Below are 26,605 nucleotides of genomic sequence, written 5' to 3'. Positions count from 1 at the left end.
GACATAGAGGTTAACTCAACCACTAGTATGTAAAAATCCACCCGCGATGGCAGGTGGTCGATTGAAGCTAATATCGCATAGATTCAAATGACAGTGTTAAGTTATTCTCTAATACTGATTATTTTGCCCTTTGTCGCTTAAAGATTTAGTCGCCACATTCATATCTAATTTATTGTATTCGGTTTTAGCTGTAAATAGCACAAGTGGATTCGAACCATTAATACGTTGCGCATCCCAAACCATTCCTTCAAATTTATTATATGAACCGTCTACTTTTATTATTTGTTTTGTTTTCTCGGTTAGTTGCACTTGCAATCCCGTGAAAAGGTTACCTGAACATTCGTTGGGGATTGTCATGGAACCTATTATTTGTATACCTAACACACAATCATCTATCGTCATATTTTCAAAGCGATTAGCATTAATCCAGCTATATGTGCCAGCTCCTGGATTCTCTGCTTTTAGTTGAATAGCTGTTTTAAATCCCACGATTGAGATATTTTCAAACTGGACGAAGCTAATATTGTGCCACTTTCCTTTAGCATATAATGAAAGCCCCGTGCCATTGTAGTTTTTACTTTTATTAATGATTGTCATATTTTCAACTCGCGTTTTATTTGTAGCATCATACTGATCCTGGCCTTTTAGAAATATAACTTCTGCTTGAAAGGTTGGATCCATTACTTGGATAGTCCCATTCCTAATGACCGCATCTTTTTCAACCGTCAACACTCGATAATTCCCTTTCACCACGATTACGGAATTACTTCCAAACTCTAGTTCTACTCCTTCCTTCACGGTAAAACCAGACTTTATTGTATATATTTTATTGGCTTTCAACTTCACTTTTTCTTTCTTTTGCGTTGCACAAAAATCAATAGCCGACTGAATTGCCTTTGAATAATCTTCTGTTTGACCATTCTCATTTGTTATAAAATCTTCTACAGCAACTGTGTCCTCCGGTAGGTTTAGGTTACTTCGCTCCACATTTGCTCTCCCCCACATCTCGTTGTTAAACATTAAATAAAGGATAACGGCACTGCTGATGACAATTATAGCTATCCATCTTATGCATACATCTTTAATCTCCATTTACTCATCTACTTTCCTAGCTCACAACAACGCTACAATGCTTCACCACCTCATCCCATTCCATGTATATGCGAAATATATCCTCTTCTATCAGCTTTGTCCCCGATTGAACTTCAATAAATTCTAAATCTGTAATTGCCTTTAAACCATGCTCAGCACCAATTGGGATATGAAGTACATCCCCGACATTTACAGAATAGAGTTCACCGTCAAGGGCAAATTCACCTTTCCCTTTAATGATGGTCCAAATTTCCCGACGATACCTATGGTTCTGATAGCTAATGTTTTTGTTGGCTTTTATGCAAATCCGCTTTGTCAAAACCTCTTCCCCGTCTTCCACCTTCGTATAGTCAAGGACACGATACCATCCCCAGCGTCTTTCTTCATACATCGGCCTTTGCTCAACACCTTCTAATAGTGCTTTCACTTGAGGACTTTCTCTTTTATCCGATACCAGAATGCCGTCAGGGCTCGCTGCGATAATAAGATCTTTAACACCAATTGCTATAATTGGAATGTCTAATTCATTGATCATATGTGTATTTGTAGAATCCTTAGTCATGGTTCCAGTACCCATTTGATTTGTACACATTTCTTCAGTGAGTGTGTTCCAAGTACCCAGGTCTTTCCAACACCCGTTATAAGGAATCGCCACTATTTTATTTGCTTTTTCTACGACCTCATAATCAAATGACCTATTCGGCAGAAGTGAATAGTGTTCATATAATTCCTCGTATTGGATTGGCAAGCCCCGTTCTTCAAGAATGGAAAGGATAAATTCTAACTTGAATGCAAATACTCCTGTGTTCCATAACGCCTGTTGCTTTATTAAGTTTTCCGCCTGTTGTTTAGACGGTTTTTCCTTAAAATTACTTATCTCAATGTAACTTCCTTGATGACCATCTGATTTAGGAGAAAGATACCCATATTTTTCAGACGGGAATGTGGGCTCTACCCCTATTAAGGCGAGTTCAGCATCACAAGATAGTAATGCATCTTCTAAATCAATCACTCTCTGAAAAAAACGTTCTTCAACAAAGGGGTCAACAGGAAGTACTCCAATCACTTCTTGTACGTCCACACCTTTTACGGAATATAGATAGACTGCCGCCAAGGCAATCGCTGAAAAGGTATCCCTTCTCTCCGGTTCAATAATAAGGGGAATTTGTGCACCGATCTGACTTTGAATCATATCTACTTGGGATTTGCTTGTAGCAATTATGGTGGATTTTTGTAGACCCGCCTTATCCAGCTGCCTCCAGACCCTCTGCACCATGGATTCCAGCTGTCCTCTCTCATCAGCGAGCACTTGCAGAAATTGTTTTGATCTTGACTCATTCGATAGTGGCCACAAACGTTTTCCTGATCCACCTGAAAGTAAGATTAGTTCCATTTAAGCTCCCCTATTCCATCAATTTTTTTGACACTAGATTGTTTCTTTATACGCCTCGATTAATCGATCCGTCACGATCTGCTCTGAAAAATGATTGGATACAAACGTCCTCGCTCTCTCGGCTAAAGAATTTGCATATTCCCTGTCGCGCAAAACTTGTTCGGTACATGTTATAAACTCTTCATTATCCTCACAGACGAGTGCCTCTTCCTGATGTGTAAAACCAATACCTGCATTTGTAATGGTACTCATAACAATTGAGCAACCAAGAGCCGCTGCTTCCAATATTTTGTTTTGTTGACCTGCACCGAAACGGAGTGGGCAAACATAGACAGCTGCCTTCCATTGCCATGGTCTAATGTCTTCCACGAAGCCGCTTACTACGACACCACTAATTTTGCCTAACCTTTGAACATCAGATGAAGGATTTGCACCTACTATCCAACATTCCAGATCCGGGAATTTTTCTTTGAGAGGAAGATAGATATCTTTCACAAGTCTTATAGCTGCGTCTACATTCGGGGCATAGTTCATCGTCCCCGTAAACACCAACGCATTCTTTTTATTTTCTAAACGATTCATATGAAAGTACGATAAATCGATATAGTTAGGTACCACATTTATATCTCCATAGCGTTTCGGGTGAAGATATTCTTTATCCGCCGGGGAAGTGATAATTGCTTTAGAACCTTGTGCATCAACGAATTTTTCATACTTTTTCATTCTTCCTAGTTCTCCCCCAACGGCTAATCTTTCAAGTGGATTCTTTGTCCACTGAGCTCTCCTTTCCAAATTCAGGCTGATAGCGTCGATATAATCAACCACAAGTGTTGAATGTGGAATGTCCAGAGAAGAAAAGTTGTGAAGTACTTTAGATTGAATGTGTATGACATCATAATGCATTTGGCTTAATATATTTTTAAGGAATACAGTTAAAATCGGAAATGAATGGAGGGATACACTTAACGGATATCCCTTCAGAAGGAAGCTTCTAATGATTGAAAGGTGATTATTCTTTGCTTTCAGCCTATCCTTTTCTTCAGGGCTTCCATCTATTAGGGAAGAAGCACAGCACCAATGTGCCTCGTCATTTTCTTGAAATAGAAAATGAACAGTATGCCCATTGCTTACTAGACTTTTCATCTGTTGAAAAGCTCTTACTTGATCCCCTTTTCCGGGAACCTTTGGTACTCGATGAGTAATGAATAGAATGTTCATGCGATATCCCCTTTATAAGCCAGCAGCCTGGTTATTACCAATCGACTGCAATAGCTTCTTTTCGTCCTGTTTGGCTGTCACTTTCAACCCTTCTGCCTGCTCCCTTTGAAAGAGTATCCGAATTGTTTGGAGTAATATTTTGATATCATTTCCAAAAGAATAGTGACGAATATACAGCAAATCAAAGCGAAGCTTATCCTCAGGAGTTGTCGTATACTTCGCCATTACTTGTGCAAGACCAGTTATACCTGGCTTAACGTTCATTCTGTAAGAATATTCTGTAAACTCCTGTTGGAACTGGTCACAAAAATACTTTCTTTCGGGCCTCGGCCCTATCAGACTCATCTCTCCTTTCAGGACGTTGTATAACTGTGGTAACTCATCTAGCCTCGTAGCTCGAAGCAATTTACCGACCGTCGTTATCCTCGAATCATACTCTACAGCCAGCACAGGCCCCGTATTTTTTTCCGCATCTCGTACCATGCTTCTGAATTTATAAATTTGATACGGCTTACCACTCATCCCCAGCCTTTCTTGCTTAAATAACGCTGGTCCCTTAGATGTCAGCGGGATCAAGATCCATAGACAACACATGACAGGACTTATCGCAACGAGTAATGAAAAGGATACAATTAGATCGAAAGCTCGTTTAACACCACGTTTTCCTCTACTAGTCTTAATCGATGGAATAGAGAGAACTAACCTATCATCCACTTGCTGAGAGGTGGACCCGTGAATAAACAATTCGAAGAACTGAGGTACAATCAATGCCTCCTTTTCATGCTTTATGCAAAGACTAACAAGCTCTCTTCTTTGCTTTTCATCAACTGATGGGCTGATAAGGAACACGTCGACCCCTTCTAAAAAGTCTTCAAGTCTTTTTCTTTCATTTAAAATAACTAATCCACTGACAACGAACCATCCCTTACGGTGCGACAGAAGTTTATTAGCTAAGGAAACTCCACTATTTTCATCACTAGCGAAAATCATTACCTTTTTCATTCCATGAATCTTTTTAATTACTCTCCAAATAATAAAACGGCTTCCTATTAAAAAAATGGTATGAATAAAACAACCGGTGATAACAACTTCCAGCGATAGAAACATCATCGGTGTATATATGCCAGCCAAGGTCAATAAAGATGCCACAATTCCCAACGAAAATATATTCGTATAGATTATCTGACTGAATCCCTTTCGTTTCAAATCCGTGTAAAAGCCAAAAAAGTACAAAACAAAACATGCTATTGCTGACATGAAAGTTACTACTTGTGCGTCATGCAAAGGTGCAACTGATCCTTTCAACAGCCAATATGCAGTTATATATCCTAAATGAATTAAAGCGACATCGAATAGTACAAGCGCCATTTTGACAAAACGCTTTTCGCTATCTCTGATCATTGCGACCACCCTTCCCAATTCGTAACGTTTTCGACAGCTTAAGAAAACGGTGGAAATTTTCATCTCTATCTTTCTACTAAATACTCCCTCATTGTTTCGCTAATCATTTTTTCTAAAGTAAAGTTCTTCTGTACACGATCACGTGCAGCCTCAGAGATTTCCTTTCTTAGCTCTTGATGATCTTTCATCCATGTAATGTGATTGCAAAAGCTCTCCACTGAATAGTCTGGGACAAGAAATCCCAAGTCCGGGCTACTAATAGCTTCCTTAATACCGCCTGCACTTACGGAAATGATTGGAGTACCAACTGCCATCGCTTCAAGAATAACCATTGGAAATACTTCGCGATGGGAAGTTAAAAGGAGTACATCCATTTCACGAATAAAGTCTACGGGCTCCTTAATGTCGCCCAGCATTTTTACCCGTTGAGTTAGTCCTGACTTTTTAATCATTTGAAGAATCTTTGTGTATTCGGGACCTTCTCCCCCTATATAGAATTGGATGTTCGGATCATAGTTAAGTTTCTTCGCGATTTCCAGAAACAAATCATGATTCTTTTCTGGAGAAAGCCTCGCCAATATACCGACTTTAAAGGTTTCTCTTTGCTCTTTTTTGTGATACATAAATTGATCTATGTCTACCCCGTTATAAACGGTCGTTATCTTGTCAGCCTGAATACCAAGTTGCAAAAGGTTTTCTCTTTCATCTTCACTAACAGTTATAATTCGATGGACATGACGGTTTAACAACCGTGCAAACGCAAAACGATAGCCCTTTTCCAACATCGTGACATTATGCTTTGTATAGATAATTTTCATCTTTTTCTTGAGGATTTTCTGCAATGCCACAGCATACAAGACCATTCGGAGACTGTTTGCATGAACCAGATCGATCTTGTGTTCCAATACATTCCTTCTAATGATTGACAGGTTGGCAACATGGTTATTTCGAGATAGATGAATAAACTGTTCTTTATTGTTGATGGTCTCGAACAACTCGCCACTTCCAGCTGCCGTATAAAATTCAATCTCAGGGTGTGTTAACATATTTTCTAATTTACAAAAATAATTTTCAGCTCCACCTGTTATCAGCTTATCCGTCATTAATAACACATTCATATCGTTCAGCCTCCTAGGTGGTCAGTTGAATGGTCGCCACCTTATGTTTCTGTTCAAAATGCACGTTCTCTGCCCTTTGCAGAGTTACCGAGAGAATAGCAAGGTACAGAATAAATACTTCATGGATAATTAAAGATAGAGACATAATTTGCATTAAAAATGCGAGAAAACTTAACAATAAATAAGGATGCTCTTTAATTACATGTCTCTTCATGAGATGGACAAGAACGAAAAGAAGAAATAGTAGATACAAACAAAGCCCTACAAGACCGGATTCTGATAAAATTTGTAATAACGTATTGTGCGTATAAAGGCTTTCTCCGTAATAGACTTTGTTATATTCAATAAAATTATCTGCTCCAATCCCTATAACAGGATGTGCCAAAAAGTATTCCCATGCCCGCCTCCATAGCTCAAATCGCCCACTTCCTCCATCATTCGAAAAGTCAGCAATTCTTCCCGTAAGCAACCCACCGATATTGATTTTCATAATGAATACAGCAAAGTAACCTGCTGCTATGAAGATTAGTCCCATCGTTGTCATAGTTCGCCTTCTTGTTGAAGAATTGCATATAACCATGTAAGTCAGAATAATTATGAGCATAGCCAAGATACCGCCACGTGAAAAAGTTAAGACCGTCGTGAACATACATAAAGCTAACCCTATTTTGTTTCTCCAGCTGGTCATATTCGTTAAAAAATAAGCAAAGAAAAGTGAATTATAAAAAACATAAAGATTGGGGTCTTGCAGCAGGCCCACCAGACGTGGATAGCTCCTGTCAAAGAGGACACCATAACTGACGGTCATTTCCTCCATAGCTTGAAACCCTATCTTTTTCAAACCAATTGCATATAAAAGAAGACTGATTGTGTTAAATAGTAAACCCGCTTTTGCAATCGCTTCTTGTATTGCAAAGTTTGAGAACGACCTCAAGAAAAACTTTAAAATGAAAAAAAAACCGATTAGTAAAGCAATTCCTGCCATAATCCGGATACTGGCTAAAGGATATGCGGAGAACGCACCAGTAAAACCGTAAAACAAATAAAACAAGACCAACATTATTTCAAATGAGTACATTTTCTGGAATGAGAATGTAGAAAGATGGAAGAGTAAAAACAAACTTAAGAAGACCATATACGGTTTTAAATAAAACCCAATATACACGTTATAATTACTCAGCATAAAGAAGAAAAGTAATATAAACAGACCGGTATGCCGCTGTTTTTGGGTAACAGCATTAAGAAACCCCATTCTCAATCCCCCGCTCTACCGTCTCTGTTTCTACTTTTTTAGCTTTAAAAACAAAGTTCATTATCTTGCGCAGTAACTCTCTATCAATGATTACGATCATTGCCAGGGATAATATATGAAGAGCCGTAGCTATGACTGGATTCGCAGATAAAAAGTAATTGATAACAAGAAAAAGACTCGCAAAGAACGAACAATAGGGCAGTAACACTTTAACTGCCAACGTTTTCTTTGATGGATTTAACAACCAATATCCAGTTAACGATACGAGTTCAATCGCCACTGCAGCACAAGCCGCCCCCTCAATTCCGTACTGACGACTAAACCCAATATAGAAACCAATTCCGCACAGGAGAGCAAACGCTTGAATTGCGGTTCTCCGATGATGCAAGGCTTTAGTTGTTAACCCATCCGCCAGTGCTACATTCATACTTTGCAGGACTAGTAAGAAAGACATTATTTGCAACGCATTAGAGGCATATATCCACTCTTCTCCAAATAAAGATCGAATCAGGATTTCCGGTATATAATAGAAGGAAACCGTCATTGCCATGCCTGTTAGGGCCATCATTTTCAGTTGCAGTATATTTAGTTGTAAATGCTCCTTAGTACCTTTACTGCTATAACTTTTAAATAATGCAGGATAGAATGCCCCTGCAAGTACTCCTGGAATTTGATATAACGCAGAAGGAATTCGATAGGCAACAGCAAATAGCCCAACTTGCGTAAGGGTTAATGTCCGCTCCAACACAATAGGTCCAAGCTGAGGGAGAAGTACGACCAATAAACCGCTTATAATGTAAGACAACACATTCTTTAACAACCCTTTATGAAAAGCTTGCTTAAAGTGAATTACAGTTCTCTTTCTTACCAAGCGAATTCCTACAATTCCCGCCAGTAAATAGGAGCTTCCATATAACAGACAAATCATGTATGGATGTAACGATAACGCCATGCCTGTTAAAACAGAGCTGACTAGAAGGATAGCTGAACAAATGCGGATATATCCTAAATACTGCATCTCTTCTATTAGTTGAAAATAAGTGATGCTAATACTCTGTAAAGCCAATCCTGTAACCATGGGCAACATCAAATAATATGTGGTCTTCATTAACTCTGGCTGATTCTGATATAGTAATTGGATTAGGAAGAACCCACCCAACAATGTAAATCCCAACAATACAAGCCTGATTTTAATGAAGGAAGAAAATAACATAGATAGACTTACTTCCTTTTTGGAACCTTCACGCAGCACTGCCACACTAATTCCAGCATCCGTACAGTAGCCCATTATTAGTGCATAAGCTAAAGCAACGCTGAACATCCCATAACTTTGTGAGTTCAAGTAGTTCGCTAAAATCACAAGTGTCACTGCGTTAAGTCCACTTGAAAAAACAGTACTATACAATAGATAAAACACATTTTTGCCAATAGAGTTCTTTCTTTCTTTAGTCATTTATCCTCACCCACAAATTTTCAACTTGTTTGATAAATGGTTCCTAATAACCGGGTGTTGGATCTATTCAATACCTTCTTCACTTGCAAAGCATCCTCTTCTTTTGTTTGGCCTTCTTGAATAACTAGGATGACACCGCTGCACGCTAAAGAAATTGCTTGGGAATCCGCAGCATCTAGAAATGCTGGTGTTTCCAGAATGACTACATCATAAATACGCTGCCAAGCAACTAGTAGCTGTTCAATTTCAGTCAAACCTTCAAGGTATATCGAGTGGGAACCGGCAGGAAGGACATCCAAGTCCTTTATAAATGCCTTAGTAATCTCTCCCGCTTCTCCTCGTAATATATCGCTTAGCCCATTCTCGTTCTGAATGCCAAACAGATGATGAATCCTAGGTCGATTGAAGTTCACATCCACCAGCAGAACTCTTTTTCCAGATTCCGCGAATGAGCAGGCTAGTTTTGAAGAAATCATCGATTGCCATTGATTTTCTTCTGTAGATGTCACCATTAAAACCGCTCTTTCATCGCTAATTTCATTTTGAACGTTCATTCTGATCATTCTTATTTGTTCTGTACTCATCCATCTTCTAGGAGATGGAAGCTGCTTTATCCACTTGTTCTTCTTTTTCATGAACAATCACTGATCTCCCTTCATGATTGCGTGGTGTATATGGATACATTCCTTTATGGCTCTTTCTGATTTCTGCCTTCCCTTTAAAGCTCCCTAAAAGTGGCACACCTAATAGCTCCTCAACTGATCGTTCTCGCTTTATGGAACTGTCCAATTGTTCACGAATGACCGCTAGCCCAATACCTGCAAATATGCCTATAATTAAAGAAATTGCCAGCGCAGCAGTTTCATTATTTTTTTTAATTACTTCGTCACTTTTTTCTAAGATTTTTAACTGATCAAATTGAAGAAGGCTATTCATTTTTTCAACAGTAACTGCGGCTGTTGTCTTAGCCATACTTTTCGCCATTTTCTCTTCGTGATCACTAACGGAGATGACAATAATTTGAGAGTCTTTGTTGTTTTCAATTGCTAGTTTTTCTTCAAATGACGTTCCGATTAAACCAAGTCTTTCCTTCACCGTATTCAAAACGACGGGACTCTTAATGAAATCCACGGTAGATGCCAACATTCTAGGAATCTTCTGTGTTTCCTCATAGGAGTTTTCTTGGTTCTTATTTTGTAAGTTACCGACCAATATATATTCTTTAGCTTCATATACCGGCTTAAACATATAAAGAGAAGCGAGTGCGGTAAGTGTAACTAATATAATGGCTGTCACGCTGATCAGAATGATTCTTTTCTTGATTAGTTGAAAAAAATCTTTTAGAGTCATCTCTCCTTGCATAACAGCGTCTCCTTCCATCAACTTTGTATAAGCATTTCTTTCTCGTAATACTCAACGGTCTCTTTTATCCCCTCTGCAAATGAATAAGACGGTTTCCAATCAAGTACAGCCTCCGCTTTTTTATTTGCTAAACAACTTTTCCTAATATCCCCAGTCCTTTCGTTATGAAAGTCAGGTTCTTTATTCTCTCCCCTTATTGCATTCAGTTTTTTCACAATATCCATTATAGAAATTTCCTGCTGTGTACTAATATTAATCACCTCATTTTCCCCACTCGTTAACGCTGCCACATTTGCCTTCGCTACATCTTTTACAAAGACAAAGTCCCTTGTCTGGGTTCCATCTCCAAGGACAGCAAAAGGCTGATCATTTAAAAATCTATCAATGAAAATAGATACAACGCCAGCTTCTCCGTCGGCGTTTTGTCTCATACCGTATACATTGGCATAACGCAAAATTGTATATGTGAATCCATACAGTAGGGAAAACATTTTAATATACTCTTCTGCATGTTTTTTAGATAATCCATAGAAAGAAATGGGCGAAATTCGGTGATCTTCATCAAGTGGCAAGTAATTGGGGCTACCATATAAAGCAGCAGTAGAAGAGAAGACAACTTTTTTCACATTATATTTAACACACGCCTCCAGGACATTGACGGTGCCGATAATATTTTCTTCACAATCATTAAGCGTTGCTTGAAATGATTTGGCTACAGAAACTTGGGCAGCTAGGTGAATCACACAATCCGGTTGAAATTCGAAGAAAAAACCCTCTAATTCCCTTCCCTTAACATCTCCTTTATAGAGAACAGCTCCTTCAGGAACCTGACCTATTTTACCTGACGAAAGATTATCGACTACTGCTACCTCATGACTCTGTGAAAGCAATTCCTCAGTAACATACGAACCAATAAATCCTGCACCGCCTGTAACCAGTACTCTCATCGACATCGCTCCTCTCCCATTCAAAAAATCAAGACTCTATGAGTTTCACTAGAAAACGTATAGTATTCGCGCATTCTATAACTCACCCAAAGAATATCCAATTAAAACGTTCTTTATAAAGAACATCCTTTTGAGAGTATATCACGCGTACTAGTGATTAATAATAGGCATTTTGAACTGTTTATTCTTAATAAAGAACAAAATGATCATTTAAATATACGGATTTAAGTTCAAGAACCAATGTATTCGTTATAATGAACAGTCATTAATAGAATGCATGAGAATTAATTAATTTGTTGAATGCAAAAAAGCATCGCTAAAAAGCAATGCTCATTTACAAATCCTTTATATCCTATAACTGTGTGGTTGGATATCTTTTGCTACCCTATTGGATATCCGAGTAATCTCAACGTTTTTTCAAGCTAACGGCACACGAACCGTCACTTTAAACAAATCCCCGTCCACGTCAATCGTCATCGTGCCGCCATGCATGTCAACAATCGATTGAGCAATCGCAAGGCCAAGACCAGAACCGTCCGTATGACGAGACGCATCTCCACGCTTAAATCGTTCATACAATTCATCCACGTTCTCATTCAGTTCATACGCTGTAATGTTTTTAACGATTAGTTCTGCCATACCACCAGCCTGACGCAACGTTACAAATACCCGTGTACCAGGGAGCGAATACTTCAATGCGTTGCCAATCAGGTTATCTAGCATCCTCCACCATCGTTGTCCATCGAGGACGGCGGGCATTGGTTCTTCAGGTACTGAAATCCTGAAATCAAGTGGGATTTCAGCCATCTTCTCAGTATGTTCCCCAATTGCTTGTTGCACGAGTTGCGTGAGATCGACTCGTTGTTTGTACAATTCCATCGTGCCACTCGACATTTTAGACACTTCGAACAAATCTTCGATCAGCGTCTTCAAACGTTGGGATTTTCGGTCTAATACATCCACGTATTCCGCCCGCTCTTCATCAGATAAATTCGGGTTTTTCAATAAATCCGTGTACGTAATGATCGATGTGAGCGGTGTCCGTAAATCATGGCTTACATTGGTGATCAATTCGGTTTTCAAGCGCTCACTTTTCGCTTGGCTGCTTACTGATTGCTCTACGCCTTCACGAAGATTATTTAAATTGACAGCGTGTTTAGCTAAAGGAGAACGACCAATCACTTTGATATCACTGTTCAGTCTTCCTGCTGCCATATCGTCTGTTGCCTTCAAGATTCTACTCAAATAGCCCATGCGGCGAATGTAGATGAACAGAGCAGGAAACCCTAGAAATAGTACAAAAACTGCATATATCAGAAGGAGCATAGGTTCGAACAGCCCGAATATAAATCCAACTCCCGCAAGGAAGAATCCGAAAAGCAAAATGAAGGTCTGGATTGCAATGGACCGGTTTAAAAACACTTCTCTCACGCTGGCCACAAGCTGCATGGTGTAACTGTTCTTAAATTCATTTTCTAATGTACCCGGTTCCTGATAACGCGTGATGGCATTTCCGATTTGGAACGCAAGTAAAGCGATGACGATTGCACCCAGGGCGAAGATGAACACTGCATTCGGAATACTGAATGCATAACCCCCGCTTGCCATGTTATTCAGTCTTCCAGATACTTCGCGTGAAAAATTCAAAAGACTTAACAATAGGATGAGAAAAATCCCAGCCTTCAAATCGATTCGTAGCGAATCATAACGTTTCGTAAATGGAAGATCTACAAACCAAGTCCATTTGAACTTCCAAACTGTAAAGAGCGCAATGAGTGCTCCGATACTTGCAATCCCTGACATAATGAGCATAATCTTGATTGACTTGTAGTCCTTCACTTCTTCATAAAGCACTCCACCTTGTTTGAATACAGAAGAAGGAACAGCGACCGTACCTTTATATAGCATAGAAGAAGGAGTAATTGCGTTTATGTCCTCACTGGACAATGCAACACCTGCCACGTTATACAGTTCGTCTTTATACGTTGAGACTTCGTAGTTGCCACCATATAAATCAGAATTCAAGCCTGCAACTTTTAAATATCCTGTGTTCTCAGTAAACATCCGTTCATATCCAAACGAATCGTTGACTTCCCCTTTCTTGTGGGTGTCTCCGCCTTCAACGGGAGTCAAATCATAAACAATCGGGATACCTAGGGCACTGGTTCTACTTTTATAATCCTGTACCAGTTGTGCCAATTGACGTTTTTTCCCACTTAAAATCTTCTCTTCCACATAGGTGTCATCCTCAAAATTCTTTCGAATATCTTCGATTAACCCATCTCGTTCATCCACAAGCGCCTGTTTGACTGTCGCCTTAGCTTCCGCTTCACGAATGCGATCTTCGTATTGTATCTGGATGTTATCAATTTGTTCTGCCAAGCTGCCGTAATACGTCCTGTATTCATCGATTTCAGCAGGTGTGACGGACAGTTTCTTCTCTACCGCTTCCAAGTCAACAGGGTTCAGTACAGTTCTGCCGAGTTCGTCGTAAATATCGGTTAGATGATTTTGAAATTGTTGGGATTGAGGATAGCTTTTAAAAATTATTTCAGGTCCTCTGCTCGTTAGTGTGACGAGTCCGCTAACCGCAATCGCAACTAGTATTGCCCATATCATTATCGGTGTGTAACGTTTCATCATACAGTGCCTCCTTTTATAATTTGGATGAAGTACGTTACCGTTCGGGTGGTTCGGGCGATGCCGTCACTTGCAATGTTGGTAATATGCGGGAAGCAATAGGCGATGCTACCGAATGCAATAACAATGGAAACAATTGACCAGATGAACGCAACATTATTTCTCGATTTTGTACCCAACACCCCACACCACCTTTATATATCTCGGATTTTTCGGATCGGCTTCTATCTTTTCACGGATTTTACGAATGTGCACAGCCACAATGTTTTCAGCATTATACGCTTCTTCATTCCATACTCGCTCATAGATTTCATTGATGGAAAACACTCGTCCAGGATGTTTCATAAGCAACTCTGTTATCTTGAATTCGGTTGGCGTCAATTTGACCGGCGCACCTTCGAGAGTAACCGTTTTTGCTTCTTCGTCCAACACCAATCCATCAATTTCAAGCGTCGTTCCACCATCATACGTACCGAGCTGAACATAACGACGGAGCTGCGATTTCACACGCGCCATCAGTTCCATCGGCTGGAACGGTTTCGACACATAATCATCTGCACCTACGGAAAGCCCATGGATTTTATCCGACTCTTCGACTTTCGCACTGAGCATAATTATTGGAACGTTTTGGGCTTCTCGGATTTTGAACGTCGCCGTTATCCCGTCCATGTTAGGCATCATGATGTCGAGAATGAGTAAGTGAACTTCTTCTTTGCCGAGTAAATCTAACGCTTCTCTTCCATCTGCTGCTTTTAGTACACGATACCCTTCGTTTTTCAAATAGATCTCTATGCCATCACGGATTTCTTTGTCGTCATCCGCCACTAAAATCGTCATTGCTGCCATGTCAGCACCTCTTTCTTGCTCGATAGTTTTATTGTAACAGGGACTTCTTAACATTTGAGAAGGGAAAATATGAAGAAATTCTTAAGATGTGTTCGGGGATGATTCTTTTGAGGATGCACATACTTTTCAATGGAGGTGATTCCATTGGATAAAGAGGAGAAACGTAAACAGAAAGCAAATCAGCTGGGCCGTGAAGAGTTCGGATACGGGATGGATTTGAGTCCCGATGATTTTGATGTAATTGGACAGAACGATGCAGCTAAGAAGAAGAAAAAAGCAGCTGGACAAGGAACAGAACAGAAGAAACCGAAACGGTGATTAATAATGCCCCCGTTTTAAAAACGGGGGGCATTATTGTTTGTTAATCTCTAGGAACCTCTACATAGTAATCGGGGGCTAATTGAATATCCAGTTCAATGTTTTCCGGAATGATAAGATGAACAATACCGTAACTCATCTCGGAACCCCCATAAAGATTGCCAACCTGGTTACTTGTTAATTGACTAATGAATATAGAGTCTCGGTATGCAGAGATAAAGAGTTCCTGCTTGGATTGAAATGGCATTACCACTTCTTGTCCTTTCCATACCGGCAAACTAACTTTTACATATTGGGACAAATCATAGCTCTTGCCCCCATTTCCACCATCTCCAATTGTCAAACTTGGTTTATAAACACGCTCAGTCACGGTATTTCCATTCTCGAATGATCTTTCTATATAAAAGATAGTTTCGTATTCACGTTGTTCAGCCTTTATTGATAATTTGCCATCTACCTCATGGGTTCGTTCAGTAACCAACTGGTTTTTCGGGATAGATTTATCTGATAATATGGCTCTTCCTACATCCACCTTTTCTTGTGATGTTATCCGTGGCAGATTCAAACTTGTTGTCTGTTCTAAGATTTCTGTGACAATCAACGCAACGAGCAAAAATGTTATATATCCAATTATTACTTTATAATGAGTCTTTCTCGTAAAGCGATTTTGCAACGCACGCTGAATCCCCCAGACAACTAAAAACAGCAAGATAACAGCAATTATCGGTAGAACTGATTCAATTGCTGTCATGACTGTTTCACCTCAATTCGGGAAGAAGGAAAGAAGCTAAGAATGCTTACTATTACCATTACTACGCCTGTTTTTACTAAAAACAACCAGAAGGAGGATTCCTTATAGAAAAAGTCAAATAAGGTACCCATATTCCCCTCAATACCCAGAAGGTCAAAAACACCCGATTTAGTACTAAGTAACACCAATAGAACGATTGGGACAATCATCAAGCGATTCATTTGAACAAAAAGCATAAAAGTATAAACTACAACCATAATTAACAATGTGTATAAAATCATAACTACTATGCGTGAAAAGAAATCCAACGGTGCTGCAATTAATCCCCCCGTTTCGATTATGCTGTTTCCATCTTTCATGAACACCACTAATTTCATAACACTGCCCGACAAAACTGTGGTTACCCCAGCAATTATCGCTGCAAGGCCAAAGAAACAAAAATTCGCTAGGTTCTCTGTAACCGGAGATGACACATATGTAAAAGAAGCATTTCGCTGCCCAGGGGTCGTCAGTATTACCCCAACTACTAGCGCCCATAACAGACTAGCTATCACAACCCCATCGTTAGTGATTAAGTTCCACCTAAGTTCAAACGTTGACATACTCAATCCCGTGTTTGCTCCGCCGATCATAAGTCCCCAAACAACAGCTTGCATTACAAATAAAACCGTAATTACTGCCGCATTGCTTCTCAACTTAAACAAAAACTGCTGTTTCACAACTTCACCCATCGTTCTATGCGTTAAAGACATCGTCAATCCCTCCTCTGGGCTGTTCCGTCAAGGCTAAGTATGCATCATTCAGTGAAACGGTTGTATTAGTAATACCCTGTCGGTTGAGTTCTGCACGTTCTGCATCCGAAAAGTCATTTTCCACAATCCACTCTTCTTGCAGACCTCTCGTTGTTTTAGACACTATGATTTTCCCTAACGTGGATCCTGACAATTGTTCAGATGATCCTCGTAGCGATAAGTGTGCCTCTTGCAAGTCAGAAATCGATCCATGATAGCGAATCCGCTTTCGATGGATTACGAGTAAGTCTTCCAGCACGTCTTTCATTTCATCGATATAGTGACTGGACAACAAAATGGTTCGCGGGAACGCAATGTAGTCCTTCAGTAAGGCGCGATAGAAGTCATTGCGCGCTGCTGTATCCATTCCTGTCGTAGGTTCATCGAAAATCGTGAGGGGACAACGTGCCGCAATCCCGACGATTGCGTTGAACGTACTTCGTTTTCCTTTTGATAAAAACCGGTGCCGCGAGTTCAGCGGAATTGAAAAGTATTCCATAAGACGAACCGCAAGTTCTTCGTTCCAATTTGCGTAAAACCGATTGAATTCATCGAGCAGTTCGTGCAGTTTCATCGAACCTGGATAACTCATTGCATCATCGATGTAGATAGAATTAGCAGAGACGAGCAGGCTTCTGAATGGGTTTTCATCGAATACACGCAATTCACCTTTTGTTGCCTTCTGAAATCCTGCAATCATTTTAAGCAATGTCGTTTTTCCCGCACCATTTCTTCCCACAATACCTGTAATGACATTTTCTTCAATTTTGACAGTTAAGTCGGTTAATGCAGCGATTCTAGAATAGTTTTTACTGACGTGTTTCATAGATATTACCGTCATGTCTGGTCCCCCTTTCGTTGCTTCCGTTCTTTTTCGATTATCTGGTTTAGTTCGTCAGTACCGATGTTGAGGAGACTCGCTTCGTTGAGTAAATCTTGAACTATCTGCAGAAGTGTTTGTTCTTTCCTTTTGGCGCGGAGTTTTTCTTGAGCATCGGGTGCGACAAACATTCCAAGCCCTCGTTTTTTGTAGACAAGTTCCGCTTCCAGCAAAATCGTCAGCCCCTTTCCCGCAGTTGCAGGGTTGATGGTAAAAAGTTCCGCCAGCTGATATTGTGAATAGACTTTTTCATCGACCTGCAATGTGCCATCGATGATTGCATTCTCTAGCCAATCGGCAATTTGTATATAAATCGGCTTTTCTCCGTCTACGTCATGCAAAACCGTCACTCCCTTCACGCTACATAGTACATTACTGTTGTAATGTACTATACGTGTTAATTCAGATAATTGCAACACAAAAAGCATACCTGTCGAAAAAAGGCATGCTCTCTTGAAATATTTTTTGTGTTTGAGGAATCTGACTGGTCCCGCCGTGAATTAGGCCATCATCTTACGGCAAGCATCCGCACATTTCTTACATGCTTCCGCACAACGTTGACAATGATCGTGGTCATGCTTGCCACACTCTTCTGCACAATGGTCACAAATGTAAGCACATAGCTGACAAATCTCTTTCGCAAATGGACTGTTACGTGTCATCGCTTGAACAGCGTATGCACAGATGTCTGCGCATTCCCGATCCAGTCGTATGCATTCTGCCATCATTTTTACATCATCTTCTTTTAAGCAAGCATCGAAGCAATTGTTACAGGATTCTAGGCATTCCATACACGCTTTGAGGCATTCTTGATAGTGTTGAGGGGTCATATGAATTCCTCCTTCAATAAGATAGGCAGCCAGTCGCGGACATATGCTCCGTCTAGTGAGGATGGAAGTGATATGCACCAACTGTCTGCCTTTTGGGTTGTACTCTTTTTTATATGTTCCCTTCCCGCTTTGAAGAAAACATCAATCGAGATTTATTTTAAAGGTTCTTCATTTAAATAGTGTACGTGCACATGTGACGCTCCGCCTCACTATTTTATCCGATAGTAGAAATTGAAATTCTAAAACTTCACCAATGCATTAGTTGCTGTCCGTTTTGTTACTCCTATGTTCTGCGCGAGCTACGCCACCCTTTTGTCCAATTTCCTCATAGAATTCCTTACCATGATTCTGAGCGGTTGCTTCTCCACCCTTTTTTCCAATTTCTTGATAAAATTCTTTATCATACTTCTTTGACGTCGCTTTCCCACCCATGCGCCCTGCTTCTTCTCTCGACATTTTTTCCTTATTCTCTTGGTTTGTCATCTTCAGTCCTCCCAACGTAATAATTCTGTTTATAGTTATTGACTATATTCCCAGTTCTTCTTGGAACAAACTTGTCGAGCGAGAAAAACCACACTGTATACTTAACAGTGTGGTTTACGTTTATTATTTTGCGATATAAACCCGGAGGCTGAAGTAAGGGTTAGTTACCACTTTCCGTACTACTTTCATCCATTACGGCTTGTGATAAGACCTGCTTTTTAACTCCGAAGAACCGATCTAATCCATATCCGACAATCCCACCTACAATCGCAGGAACGAGCCATGCAAATCCACTAGTCCCTAACGGCAGATAGCCGAGAGTTGTTAGGATGAAATCTTTTCCGATTCCAAATCCAGCTAGTGTCTCGAGCGCACTGACGATGAAAGTCATTAAAATTGCACCTCTATAGATTCCAGCACTCGGTATAGATTTATGGAAAATCCCCAACATGACTAGAACGATTGCAATCGGATACAGTAATGTAAATATCCACATCGTATAATCCACAATTCTTTCAACACCTAATGTTGCTATCGATGCTGAAATGGTGCAAATAATTGCTACCCACGCAGTATATCCGATGCGTTCACGAACTAACTTCTTCAAAAACTCTGCAATAACCGCGACAACCCCGATTGTTGACGTCAGACAAGCAAGTGCAATTACAATGGCGAGCGCTACAGCCCCACCCCCGCCTAGAAGACGACTAATCAGTTCCTTCACGAGCATGGTACTCTCAACCTTTGCCGGAAATAGGGAAGTCGCACCCGCACTAATATAAAGTAATCCACCATAAACAATCAGTAAGCCCATTGCAGCAATCACGATGGATTTTACCGCAATACTCTTAGCCTCTTTACCTGTATAACCATAGTGTCGAATTGCCAAAATGAAAATTGGGGCACATAAGATTCCAGTAATCACATCTCCCGTCTGGTAGGCATTTACAAATGCTTTCGAAAACGCTTGCGTAATACCTGTATCCGTCGGCGTGCCAAGAGGTGAAAAAATTCCTTTTCCGACAATGAACAAAAGAAGGGCAACCATGACTGGTGTCAAATAACGTCCAATCCGATCAATTACATTAGAAGCATCTTTTGCAAAGAAGAATGTAATCACAAAAAATACGATGATTGTAACAAATGACGGAACACCTGGGAAGAGAGCTCCAACTCCTAGTTCATGCGTGGTGGCTGCCATTCTCGGTATTGTGACAAAAACACCAATTCCAACCATCAACAACAAATTGAATACCGCATAGAACCATGGACTAATTGGTTTCGTCAAGTTTTCAAACTTTCCATCAGCTTGCAAAATAGCGAATACAGCAAGTAACGGAAGCACAATACCTGTTAATGAAAATCCAAGTAGGGATGAAATCCATTCTGATCCACTTTCAAGTCCGATGGAAGGAGGAAATATTAAATTTCCCGCACCAAAATATAGGGCAAACAGAGCAAATCCTAATATGAATATATGGGAAACTCGACGGCTCACTTATAACACTCCTTTTGTAATCGCTTTCAATTTAAAGTTTTAATATTTGTTATAATCATTATAAACAGTTTCCTGAAAACAAAAAAAGAGGGGAAAATTTTCCCCTCCTCGTAAAAATTCATGTACGCAATCCGTATTTGTCGAGTTTGTATTTCAACGACTGCTTTGAAACCCCAAGTTGTCTTGCTGTTTCCGCGAGAACTCCATCTGCCTTTTTATATTCATTTTGAATGAGCACACGTTCAAACTCATCCATGGCGTCACGTAAATTCCCTGTATGTATCGGTTGATTGGCCGTTTCTGAAAGCTCTGTCTGCAGATTTCCTATAAGCGGAACGTCTTCAGCAGTAATCGTCCTACCATTAACTTGATGGAAAGCCGCTTCAATTACATTGCGAAGTTCACGAATGTTCCCTGGCCAATTATAAGCAAAAAAGAGATTTTTCAGCTCGTTCTCCAACTCCGTTACATGCATATCCATTCGATTGTTGTAAAACTGGATAAAATAATCAATGAATGGTTGGATATCCTCCTGTCGATCCTTCAGCTCCGGTAATTTCACTTTTAACACTGCCAGTCGATAATAAAAATCTTCACGCAGCTGCTTATTTTGGATCAATTCTTCAGGATTTTCGTTCATCGCTGATATAATCCGTAAATTGACCGAAATCTCTTCAGTTCCTCCGACACGACGGACTCTCTTGTCTCCGATTACTTTCAACAAACGGGCTTGCATTTCTAGCGGCAGCACATTGATTTCATCTAAAAACAACGTTCCTCCATCTGCTTTTTCAAAAATACCAGGAATAGATAGCGCGTTCTGATTCTCTACTCCAAACAACACACGTTCTACCGCTTCCCCTACGAGTCCCCCGCAGTCTAGAGTCACAAAAGGGCTTGCAAAACGCTCGCTTAGGTTGTGAATGCTTTGAGCAATTACATTTTTTCCTGTTCCTGTTTTTCCATATAGTAAAATACTCGTGTCACTTTTAGCTAATCGCGGCAGTCTTTCTTTTAAACTAGCCATAAACGGACTCGTCGCAATTATGTCATCGATTGTATATTGTGTACCATTTTTCCTGTACATGGGATGTCCAGCATAGGCCTCAACATGCTTGAGATCCTCTTTGTCAAAATAATGGGTAGAAAATTCAATTGCTCCAATTATTGTCCCAACGTCCTCAATAGGATACGTGGAACTTTTACATGTATACGAACTTCCTGTTTTCGTAATTAGACGCTGCTCAACATTTGTCATTGCTTGTCCTGTTCGAAGTACCGTCATGACAGTACTATTCGACGCATCTAAATTCGTGTAAAAACTCAGTATATTTTGCCCGATGAAATCTTCAGGACGGTGCCCGAGCTTCACGAGAATCGACAAATCTGCAACGTCATAGTAAAGGGTCTCTCCTAGATCGTTCACGACCAAGACATTATCATAGCCCGCCAGCAAATCCAACTGGCCATCACCTAAATGATTCATACAGCTCCTCCTGTTCCTAAAGCTGTTTTACTTGTAAGTGTACCTGACAATATCCATGCTAACAATCCCTATTGTCCACTGTACGAACCCATTATAAAGTGCTAAACTGAGAAGCGTTCAAATTACGTGGTTCGAAATCCTCCCACGAAAAAAAACTAAGGAGCTTATACGAAATGAAAACAAGAACACTCGCAGTAAGCGGCATCATTGGCGCACTTTACGTGGCCGTTATGATTGTCTTAGCCCCTTTCGGCTTTACGAACATTCAGTTCCGTCTAGCTGAAATCTTTAACCATCTGGTCGTCTTCAACAAAAAATATTTCGCAGGCATCGTCATCGGTGTCTTTGTGTCAAACTTACTATTATCCGAAGTCGGCCCAATTGACCTTCTATTTGGTGTTGGCCATACGATTATCTCATTAAGTATCACAATTTTTCTTGTAAAGAAAATCTCTAGCCCTGTGATACGGATGATGGTCAATACAGCCGTCTTCACGACAACAATGTGCATCATCTCTTGGCAACTACATTTAGTGCTCGGCTTCCCATTCTGGATTACTTGGGGTTATCTTGCCATCAGTGAATTCATTGTCATGGCAATCGGAATTCCACTTATGCATACATTGAATAAACGGATATCACTCTCAAAATTGATTTGACGGAGGATGAAGTATGTACCTGACGATTGAAGAGACAGCTGTCAAACTCGGTATGCCCGTTGAACAAGTCCGACAATATGTGTTGGACAAGCGAATTCGTTCAGTCCACGACGGTACTCAGTTTTTGATCAATGAAGGACAATTTGGTCTTTACTTCGAACAATTAGAGCAACTTAAGCAACAAATAGACGAATGGCGTAGTGAACCAATACCACCCGATCGTGATATTAAAGATGAAGATTGAAAAACTGCGGAGTTATCAGGCATGCTGATGACTTCGCAGTTTTTTTGTGGGTATGTAGTGATGGGGATGGGGATGAGCAGTTTCAATAGAAGAATCACAATTGTCGGGAGTGGGATCGGCAATGGGACACAATTCAAGTACTTTAAGGGATTAATTGGTTGCGCTACGCTTATTTTTTTTGGGCTACTACTCGCCCAACGAGATTTATGAGCACTTTCCCACGTTTATGAGCATTTTCCATGCTTTATGATTACTTCCCCCAGTTTATGATGATTTTTCATGCTTTATGATCACTCTCCTGAGTTTATGAGCATTTTTCATCCTTTATGATCACTCTCCTAAGTTTATGAGCACTTTCCATACTTTATGAGCACTTTCCATACTTTATGATCACTTTCCACGATTTATGAGCACTTTTCATGCTTTATGATCACTTCCCCCAGTTTATGATCACCCCACGTACCTTTGTGACAATTACTAAACTTTATTTCGCGAAACGCTCGCTTTCAGGTTTACCTTCATTGAATACTGTAAATAATAGAAACAATCCATAAGCTTAGAACTCCCCTGGGGCGCGCTAGCTATACGGTTGCACTTCTTCAAAATCAATAGTATAGTGGTAAACTGCTTATGAAAACTATCGTCGCTAAGGGGGAACCATGAGAAAAATATCAAATGTCTTCTATATAACGATTGGTCTAATCGTCTTGGCCGTTGGCTACGGTGTCATTGATCCAGAGCGTTTTGAAGCGGGAACTGGCATCGTGAAAAACTTCGTGTCCACTGCATTCGGTTGGTACTATATGTTATTAATGACGCTATTAGTTGGCGTCAGTATCTACTTAATCTTTAGCCCGTACGGAAAAATTCGATTGGGAAAAGACACAGATCGTCCACAATTCTCCACAATTACCTGGATCGCAATGCTATTTTCAGCTGGAATGGGAATCGGACTCGTCTTCTATGGCGCGGCTGAACCACTTTCACATTTCGCTATTAGCCCAGCAACTGCAGAGCCTGGAACGAATGCGGCTTTCAAAGAATCCATGCGTCAAACTTTTCTTCATTATGGAATCCACATTTGGGCACTATACGGAATCGTTGCGCTGTGCTTAGCGTATTTCCAATTCCGAAAAGGGGAACCAGGATTAATTTCAGCAACACTGAAGCCGATTTTTGGCGACAAAATGAAAGGGCCATGGGGAACAATGATCGATGTTCTCGCAGTCTTTGCAACGTCATTCGGCGTGGCCACGTCTCTCGGCTTTGGCGCTGTTCAAATTAATGCCGGCCTGAACTATTTGTTTGGGTTTGAAATCGGCATACGGTCCCAATTCATTATCATTTCAATAGTTACCGTTTTGTTCATCATGTCTGCGTGGTCAGGACTAAGTAAAGGAATACGCTACTTGTCTAATACGAATCTTGTACTAGCTCTGGCATTACTTGGGTTCATGCTTATTTTAGGACCTACTTTGCTAATTATGAACATCTTTACAGATTCAGTCGGAGGTTATATCTCTCATTTCATCGACTTGAGTTTAAGTACCGCTCCACTGAATGCTGGAAATCGTGAATGGCTAGACACTTGGACAATCTTCTACTGGGCTTGGTGGATTTCTTGGGCTCCATTCGTCAGTATGTTTATCGCCCGTGTTTCAAAAGGCCGTACGATTCGTGAATTCATGGTGGGTGTATTGCTTGCTCCAAGTATTCTTAGTTTCATCTGGTTCTCAGCTTTCGGGACAACTGCGATTGAAATTCAGAAGTCCGGCGTCGCGGATCTTGCATCCGTTGATACGGAACTTGTGATTTTCCAGATGTTTAGCCAGTTGCCTTGGTCCACACTAACATCTGCGTTTGCAATCTTACTGGTTACGTCGTTCTTCATCACATCGGCGGATTCAGCGACCTTTGTACTTGGGATGCAGTCGACTTATGGCTCGTTAACCCCACCTAACAGTGTGAAAATGATTTGGGGATTAATCCAATCCGGAATTGCGGTTATTTTACTATCTGTTGGTGGTCTTTCCGCCCTGCAGAATACGATAATTATCGCAGCCCTTCCGTTTTCGTTCATCATCCTGTTTATGGTGACGGCCCTTTTCAAAGAGTTGCAAAAAGATTTGAAACACAACAAACACCCTAGACATAAATAAACGAAACACCCGAATCCAAATGAGGACTCGGGTGTTTTTTCTGTAATTATACGTTAACGGGAGCTGCCTTCTCAATCGCTTGTGCTAGATCAGCAATGATATCGTCTGCTGATTCAAGTCCCACTGAGAGACGGATGAGTTCCTCAGTAACACCTGAATTTTTCAAGTCTTCGCCAGAAAGCTGTTGGTGCGTTGTTGAAGCCGGATGGATAATTAGCGACTTTGCATCTCCAACATTCGCTACGTGTGACCAAACAGCAACGTTGTCGATCACACGGCGTCCTGCATCACGCCCGCCTTTAATTCCGAAAACAATAATGGACCCTGCTCCATTTTTCAAATACTTCTTGGCAAGTTCTGCTGTAGGGTGGTCGTTGAGACCCGTGTAGGTAACCCATTCAACAGATGGATGCTCTTTCAGGAATTGTGCGACCTTTTGTGCGTTTTCTCCGTGACGTTGGATTCGCAAATGAAGCGTCTCCAAGCCTTGTAGGAAGTTGAATGCACTGTCAGGATCGAGGCATGGACCGAAATCACGAAGTCCTTGGACACGGAGTTTTGTCGCAAATGCAGCGCCTGCCGTGTCGATGCCGTAGCGTAATCCGTGATACGATTCGTCCGCTTCTGTGAAAGCAGGGAATCTGCCTTGCGTCCAATCGAGCTTTCCTGCATCTACCACTACGCCGCCAATCGTTGTTCCGTGACCACCAATCCATTTAGTGGCAGAGTGGATAACAACGTCAGCCCCAAATTCAATCGGATTGCATCCGTATGGGGACGCAAATGTATTGTCGATTAAAAGTGGAACGCCACTTTCGTGTGCAATCGATGCAACCTTTTCGATATCGAGCACTTGTAAGCTCGGGTTACCGATTGTTTCAGCAAATATACCTTTTGTCTTTTCCGTAATAGCACTACGGAAGTTTTCCGGATCAGTTGAGTCGACAAATTTTACAGTTATCCCGTACTTCGGCAGCGTTGTGGCAAATAAGTTGTACGTTCCGCCGTAAAGGTTGGCTGCTGCAATGATTTCGTCACCAGCTTCTGCAATATTCAAGATTGAGAACGCGATGGCCGCCATACCAGATGAGAGTGCAACGGCTGCAGCGCCTCCTTCGAGTAACGCAATGCGCTCTTCAAATACAGCGACTGTCGGATTCGTGATACGTGTGTAGATGTTGCCAGCTTCTTGCAGTGCAAAAAGGTTTTTGGCGTGGTCCGTGTCACGAAATACGAATGATGTGGTTCTGTGGATAGGAAGAGCTCGTGAACCAGTTGTTGGATCGGGTTCTTGACCACCGTGCAGCAAAAGTGTTTCGGGTTGAAAATTTGTCATTTACATAACCTCCGGAAATTAGATTGATGGAACTGCGCACACCGGACGGGTGATGGGGAAACTAAAAAGATCCCCTTCTACCTATAGAAGAGGATCTGCCATTGCTGGCACTTCCCCTTATCTTTCAGATCCATAATAGATCTGTAGGAAGTAGCACCTTTGCAAGCTGGTAAGCTTGCCGGTTGCCGGGCATCGCAGGGCCTAGTCCCTCCGCCGCTCTTGATAAGAGTTTGTGACTTATTCAGTTTTCCATCTTGGAACTGAGTATACTTGGTTGAAAATAGAAAGTCAACAGTTAAATCTAAATTATTTGATAGTTTTGCAATCAACACTATTACGGGGTTGATTTCCACTACTGTCGGACGCGGGCCTACAGGATGTAGGTCATGCAACCGTTGCGGCAGGACGCCGCGAACTTAGGTTGTTTCCATTAGCATCCCTCCGGAGT

At 40.9% G+C, this 26,605-nt stretch carries 27 protein-coding genes and 2 riboswitches; of the genes, 5 read left to right on the top strand and 22 right to left on the bottom strand.

Going from position 1 to position 26,605, the window contains the following annotated elements; all coding sequences use genetic code 11:
* Positions 1–108 precede the first annotated feature (108 nt).
* The 3 genes from RL70_RS06835 to RL70_RS18015 are packed head-to-tail and all read right to left on the bottom strand — an operon-like array spanning position 109 to position 3,208.
* The gene (locus RL70_RS06835; protein WP_039042664.1) at positions 109–1,092 is read right to left on the bottom strand and encodes a hypothetical protein; all 984 of its coding nucleotides are present in this window, start codon (positions 1,090–1,092) and stop codon (positions 109–111) included.
* A 16-nt stretch (positions 1,093–1,108) separates the two neighbouring features.
* Complete coding sequence (locus RL70_RS06830) at positions 1,109–2,485, bottom strand: sugar phosphate nucleotidyltransferase (protein ID WP_039042663.1); 1,377 nt, start codon at positions 2,483–2,485, stop codon at positions 1,109–1,111.
* A gap of 33 nt (positions 2,486–2,518) precedes the next feature.
* Positions 2,519–3,208, bottom strand: a complete 690-nt coding sequence (locus RL70_RS18015; protein ID WP_197054091.1) for a glycosyltransferase — start codon at positions 3,206–3,208, stop codon at positions 2,519–2,521.
* 275 nt (positions 3,209–3,483) lie between these two features.
* On the opposite strand from RL70_RS18015, the gene RL70_RS18010 reads away from it, so the two are divergent.
* Positions 3,484–3,687, top strand: a complete 204-nt coding sequence (locus RL70_RS18010) for a hypothetical protein (RefSeq protein WP_197054090.1) — start codon at positions 3,484–3,486, stop codon at positions 3,685–3,687.
* 28 nt (positions 3,688–3,715) lie between these two features.
* Here RL70_RS18010 and RL70_RS06820 read toward each other — a convergent pair whose 3' ends face one another.
* The 10 genes from RL70_RS06820 to RL70_RS06775 form a co-directional block, all read right to left on the bottom strand.
* Positions 3,716–5,104, bottom strand: a complete 1,389-nt coding sequence (locus RL70_RS06820; RefSeq protein WP_039042661.1) for a sugar transferase — start codon at positions 5,102–5,104, stop codon at positions 3,716–3,718.
* Positions 5,105–5,169: 65 nt separating this feature from the next.
* Positions 5,170–6,222: a glycosyltransferase family 4 protein gene (locus tag RL70_RS06815; protein WP_039042660.1), complete on the bottom strand. Its 1,053-nt coding sequence runs from the start codon at positions 6,220–6,222 to the stop codon at positions 5,170–5,172.
* Between the two features lie 13 nt (positions 6,223–6,235).
* Positions 6,236–7,474, bottom strand: coding sequence for an O-antigen ligase (locus RL70_RS06810; protein ID WP_052245823.1), 1,239 nt, complete (start codon positions 7,472–7,474; stop codon positions 6,236–6,238).
* On the bottom strand, positions 7,461–8,927 hold the full coding sequence (locus tag RL70_RS06805; RefSeq protein ID WP_039042659.1) for an oligosaccharide flippase family protein: 1,467 nt from the start codon (positions 8,925–8,927) through the stop codon (positions 7,461–7,463). The genes RL70_RS06810 and RL70_RS06805 overlap by 14 nt, the downstream gene beginning before the upstream one ends.
* A gap of 20 nt (positions 8,928–8,947) precedes the next feature.
* Complete coding sequence (locus RL70_RS06800) at positions 8,948–9,481, bottom strand: CpsD/CapB family tyrosine-protein kinase (protein ID WP_039042658.1); 534 nt, start codon at positions 9,479–9,481, stop codon at positions 8,948–8,950.
* 37 nt (positions 9,482–9,518) lie between these two features.
* A complete protein-coding gene (locus RL70_RS06795; RefSeq protein ID WP_039042657.1) occupies positions 9,519–10,289 on the bottom strand; it encodes a YveK family protein in 771 nt (256 codons plus the stop codon).
* A gap of 17 nt (positions 10,290–10,306) precedes the next feature.
* Positions 10,307–11,236, bottom strand: a complete 930-nt coding sequence (locus RL70_RS06790; protein ID WP_039042656.1) for an NAD-dependent epimerase/dehydratase family protein — start codon at positions 11,234–11,236, stop codon at positions 10,307–10,309.
* A gap of 417 nt (positions 11,237–11,653) precedes the next feature.
* Entirely contained in the window at positions 11,654–13,879 is a 2,226-nt protein-coding gene (locus tag RL70_RS06785; RefSeq protein ID WP_052245822.1) for a HAMP domain-containing sensor histidine kinase, read from the bottom strand.
* On the bottom strand, positions 13,876–14,055 hold the full coding sequence (locus tag RL70_RS06780) for a hypothetical protein (protein WP_039042655.1): 180 nt from the start codon (positions 14,053–14,055) through the stop codon (positions 13,876–13,878). Before RL70_RS06780 ends, RL70_RS06785 begins: the two co-directional genes overlap by 4 nt.
* Positions 14,033–14,722, bottom strand: coding sequence for a response regulator transcription factor (locus tag RL70_RS06775; protein ID WP_039042654.1), 690 nt, complete (start codon positions 14,720–14,722; stop codon positions 14,033–14,035). Before RL70_RS06775 ends, RL70_RS06780 begins: the two co-directional genes overlap by 23 nt.
* Before the next feature lie 144 nt (positions 14,723–14,866).
* Between RL70_RS06775 and RL70_RS17245 the strand changes: the two genes are divergently transcribed.
* The gene (locus RL70_RS17245) at positions 14,867–15,040 is read left to right on the top strand and encodes a hypothetical protein (RefSeq protein WP_231567245.1); all 174 of its coding nucleotides are present in this window, start codon (positions 14,867–14,869) and stop codon (positions 15,038–15,040) included.
* A gap of 43 nt (positions 15,041–15,083) precedes the next feature.
* On the opposite strand, the gene RL70_RS06770 is transcribed toward RL70_RS17245, so the two are convergent.
* The 8 genes from RL70_RS06770 to RL70_RS06735 form a co-directional block, all read right to left on the bottom strand.
* Positions 15,084–15,791 carry a hypothetical protein gene (locus RL70_RS06770; protein ID WP_039042653.1) on the bottom strand — a complete coding sequence of 236 codons (708 nt, stop codon included), beginning with the start codon at positions 15,789–15,791 and terminating at the stop codon, positions 15,084–15,086.
* Positions 15,788–16,543 carry a hypothetical protein gene (locus tag RL70_RS06765; protein WP_039042652.1) on the bottom strand — a complete coding sequence of 252 codons (756 nt, stop codon included), beginning with the start codon at positions 16,541–16,543 and terminating at the stop codon, positions 15,788–15,790. Before RL70_RS06765 ends, RL70_RS06770 begins: the two co-directional genes overlap by 4 nt.
* Positions 16,527–17,423, bottom strand: coding sequence for an ATP-binding cassette domain-containing protein (locus RL70_RS06760; protein ID WP_039042651.1), 897 nt, complete (start codon positions 17,421–17,423; stop codon positions 16,527–16,529). The genes RL70_RS06765 and RL70_RS06760 overlap by 17 nt, the downstream gene beginning before the upstream one ends.
* Complete coding sequence (locus RL70_RS06755; protein WP_369795206.1) at positions 17,420–17,812, bottom strand: GntR family transcriptional regulator; 393 nt, start codon at positions 17,810–17,812, stop codon at positions 17,420–17,422. Before RL70_RS06755 ends, RL70_RS06760 begins: the two co-directional genes overlap by 4 nt.
* 150 nt (positions 17,813–17,962) lie before the next feature.
* Positions 17,963–18,292 (bottom strand): four-helix bundle copper-binding protein, encoded by a 330-nt coding sequence (locus tag RL70_RS06750; protein WP_039042649.1) that lies wholly within the window; start codon positions 18,290–18,292, stop codon positions 17,963–17,965.
* Between the two features lie 258 nt (positions 18,293–18,550).
* Positions 18,551–18,775 (bottom strand): KGG domain-containing protein, encoded by a 225-nt coding sequence (locus RL70_RS06745; protein ID WP_039042648.1) that lies wholly within the window; start codon positions 18,773–18,775, stop codon positions 18,551–18,553.
* 160 nt (positions 18,776–18,935) lie between these two features.
* A complete protein-coding gene (gene brnQ / locus RL70_RS06740; protein ID WP_039042647.1) occupies positions 18,936–20,273 on the bottom strand; it encodes a branched-chain amino acid transport system II carrier protein in 1,338 nt (445 codons plus the stop codon).
* 118 nt (positions 20,274–20,391) lie between these two features.
* Positions 20,392–21,759 (bottom strand): sigma-54-dependent Fis family transcriptional regulator, encoded by a 1,368-nt coding sequence (locus RL70_RS06735; RefSeq protein WP_052245820.1) that lies wholly within the window; start codon positions 21,757–21,759, stop codon positions 20,392–20,394.
* Positions 21,760–21,879: 120 nt separating this feature from the next.
* Positions 21,880–21,924: riboswitch (PreQ1 riboswitch) on the top strand.
* 8 nt (positions 21,925–21,932) lie between these two features.
* Between RL70_RS06735 and RL70_RS06730 the strand changes: the two genes are divergently transcribed.
* The 3 genes from RL70_RS06730 to RL70_RS06715 all read left to right on the top strand — a co-directional run bounded on the left by RL70_RS06730 (position 21,933) and on the right by RL70_RS06715 (position 24,821).
* A complete protein-coding gene (locus RL70_RS06730; RefSeq protein WP_039042646.1) occupies positions 21,933–22,418 on the top strand; it encodes a QueT transporter family protein in 486 nt (161 codons plus the stop codon).
* 13 nt (positions 22,419–22,431) lie between these two features.
* The gene (locus tag RL70_RS06725; protein ID WP_025783163.1) at positions 22,432–22,662 is read left to right on the top strand and encodes an excisionase family DNA-binding protein; all 231 of its coding nucleotides are present in this window, start codon (positions 22,432–22,434) and stop codon (positions 22,660–22,662) included.
* Between the two features lie 659 nt (positions 22,663–23,321).
* The gene (locus tag RL70_RS06715; RefSeq protein ID WP_039042644.1) at positions 23,322–24,821 is read left to right on the top strand and encodes a BCCT family transporter; all 1,500 of its coding nucleotides are present in this window, start codon (positions 23,322–23,324) and stop codon (positions 24,819–24,821) included.
* 46 nt (positions 24,822–24,867) lie between these two features.
* Here the strand turns inward: RL70_RS06715 and RL70_RS06710 are convergent, their stop codons facing one another.
* A complete protein-coding gene (locus tag RL70_RS06710; RefSeq protein ID WP_039042643.1) occupies positions 24,868–26,157 on the bottom strand; it encodes an O-acetylhomoserine aminocarboxypropyltransferase/cysteine synthase family protein in 1,290 nt (429 codons plus the stop codon).
* Positions 26,158–26,271: 114 nt separating this feature from the next.
* Positions 26,272–26,386, bottom strand: a riboswitch (SAM riboswitch).
* Between the last annotated feature and the right edge of the window lie 219 nt (positions 26,387–26,605).

It is taken from the genome of Sporosarcina sp. ZBG7A (assembly GCF_000813425.1).
GTDB lineage: Bacteria > Bacillota > Bacilli > Bacillales_A > Planococcaceae > Sporosarcina.
The sequence above is the reverse complement of the archived record's forward strand: the minus strand, read 5'-3'. Positions and strand labels throughout refer to the sequence as shown.

Bases quoted from the DNA above. Each gene is read 5' to 3' on its own strand.
- RL70_RS06835 (WP_039042664.1), bottom strand. From the start codon at position 1,092: ATGGAGATTAAAGATGTATGCATAAGATGGATAGCTATAATTGTCATC.
- RL70_RS06785 (WP_052245822.1), bottom strand. From the start codon at position 13,879: ATGATGAAACGTTACACACCGATAATGATATGGGCAATACTAGTTGCG.
- RL70_RS06760 (WP_039042651.1), bottom strand. From the start codon at position 17,423: ATGACGGTAATATCTATGAAACACGTCAGTAAAAACTATTCTAGAATC.
- RL70_RS06795 (WP_039042657.1), bottom strand. From the start codon at position 10,289: ATGCAAGGAGAGATGACTCTAAAAGATTTTTTTCAACTAATCAAGAAA.
- RL70_RS06830 (WP_039042663.1), bottom strand. From the start codon at position 2,485: ATGGAACTAATCTTACTTTCAGGTGGATCAGGAAAACGTTTGTGGCCA.
- RL70_RS06745 (WP_039042648.1), bottom strand. From the start codon at position 18,775: ATGACAAACCAAGAGAATAAGGAAAAAATGTCGAGAGAAGAAGCAGGG.
- RL70_RS06750 (WP_039042649.1), bottom strand. From the start codon at position 18,292: ATGACCCCTCAACACTATCAAGAATGCCTCAAAGCGTGTATGGAATGC.
- RL70_RS18015 (WP_197054091.1), bottom strand. From the start codon at position 3,208: ATGAAAAAGTATGAAAAATTCGTTGATGCACAAGGTTCTAAAGCAATT.
- RL70_RS06820 (WP_039042661.1), bottom strand. From the start codon at position 5,104: ATGATCAGAGATAGCGAAAAGCGTTTTGTCAAAATGGCGCTTGTACTA.
- RL70_RS06735 (WP_052245820.1), bottom strand. From the start codon at position 21,759: ATGAATCATTTAGGTGATGGCCAGTTGGATTTGCTGGCGGGCTATGAT.
- RL70_RS06730 (WP_039042646.1), top strand. From the start codon at position 21,933: ATGAAAACAAGAACACTCGCAGTAAGCGGCATCATTGGCGCACTTTAC.
- RL70_RS06810 (WP_052245823.1), bottom strand. From the start codon at position 7,474: ATGGGGTTTCTTAATGCTGTTACCCAAAAACAGCGGCATACCGGTCTG.
- RL70_RS06770 (WP_039042653.1), bottom strand. From the start codon at position 15,791: ATGACAGCAATTGAATCAGTTCTACCGATAATTGCTGTTATCTTGCTG.
- RL70_RS06800 (WP_039042658.1), bottom strand. From the start codon at position 9,481: ATGAACGTTCAAAATGAAATTAGCGATGAAAGAGCGGTTTTAATGGTG.
- RL70_RS06775 (WP_039042654.1), bottom strand. From the start codon at position 14,722: ATGGCAGCAATGACGATTTTAGTGGCGGATGACGACAAAGAAATCCGT.
- RL70_RS06765 (WP_039042652.1), bottom strand. From the start codon at position 16,543: ATGTCTTTAACGCATAGAACGATGGGTGAAGTTGTGAAACAGCAGTTT.
- RL70_RS06815 (WP_039042660.1), bottom strand. From the start codon at position 6,222: ATGAATGTGTTATTAATGACGGATAAGCTGATAACAGGTGGAGCTGAA.
- RL70_RS06715 (WP_039042644.1), top strand. From the start codon at position 23,322: ATGAGAAAAATATCAAATGTCTTCTATATAACGATTGGTCTAATCGTC.
- RL70_RS06710 (WP_039042643.1), bottom strand. From the start codon at position 26,157: ATGACAAATTTTCAACCCGAAACACTTTTGCTGCACGGTGGTCAAGAA.
- RL70_RS06725 (WP_025783163.1), top strand. From the start codon at position 22,432: ATGTACCTGACGATTGAAGAGACAGCTGTCAAACTCGGTATGCCCGTT.
- RL70_RS06790 (WP_039042656.1), bottom strand. From the start codon at position 11,236: ATGAGAGTACTGGTTACAGGCGGTGCAGGATTTATTGGTTCGTATGTT.
- RL70_RS06805 (WP_039042659.1), bottom strand. From the start codon at position 8,927: ATGACTAAAGAAAGAAAGAACTCTATTGGCAAAAATGTGTTTTATCTA.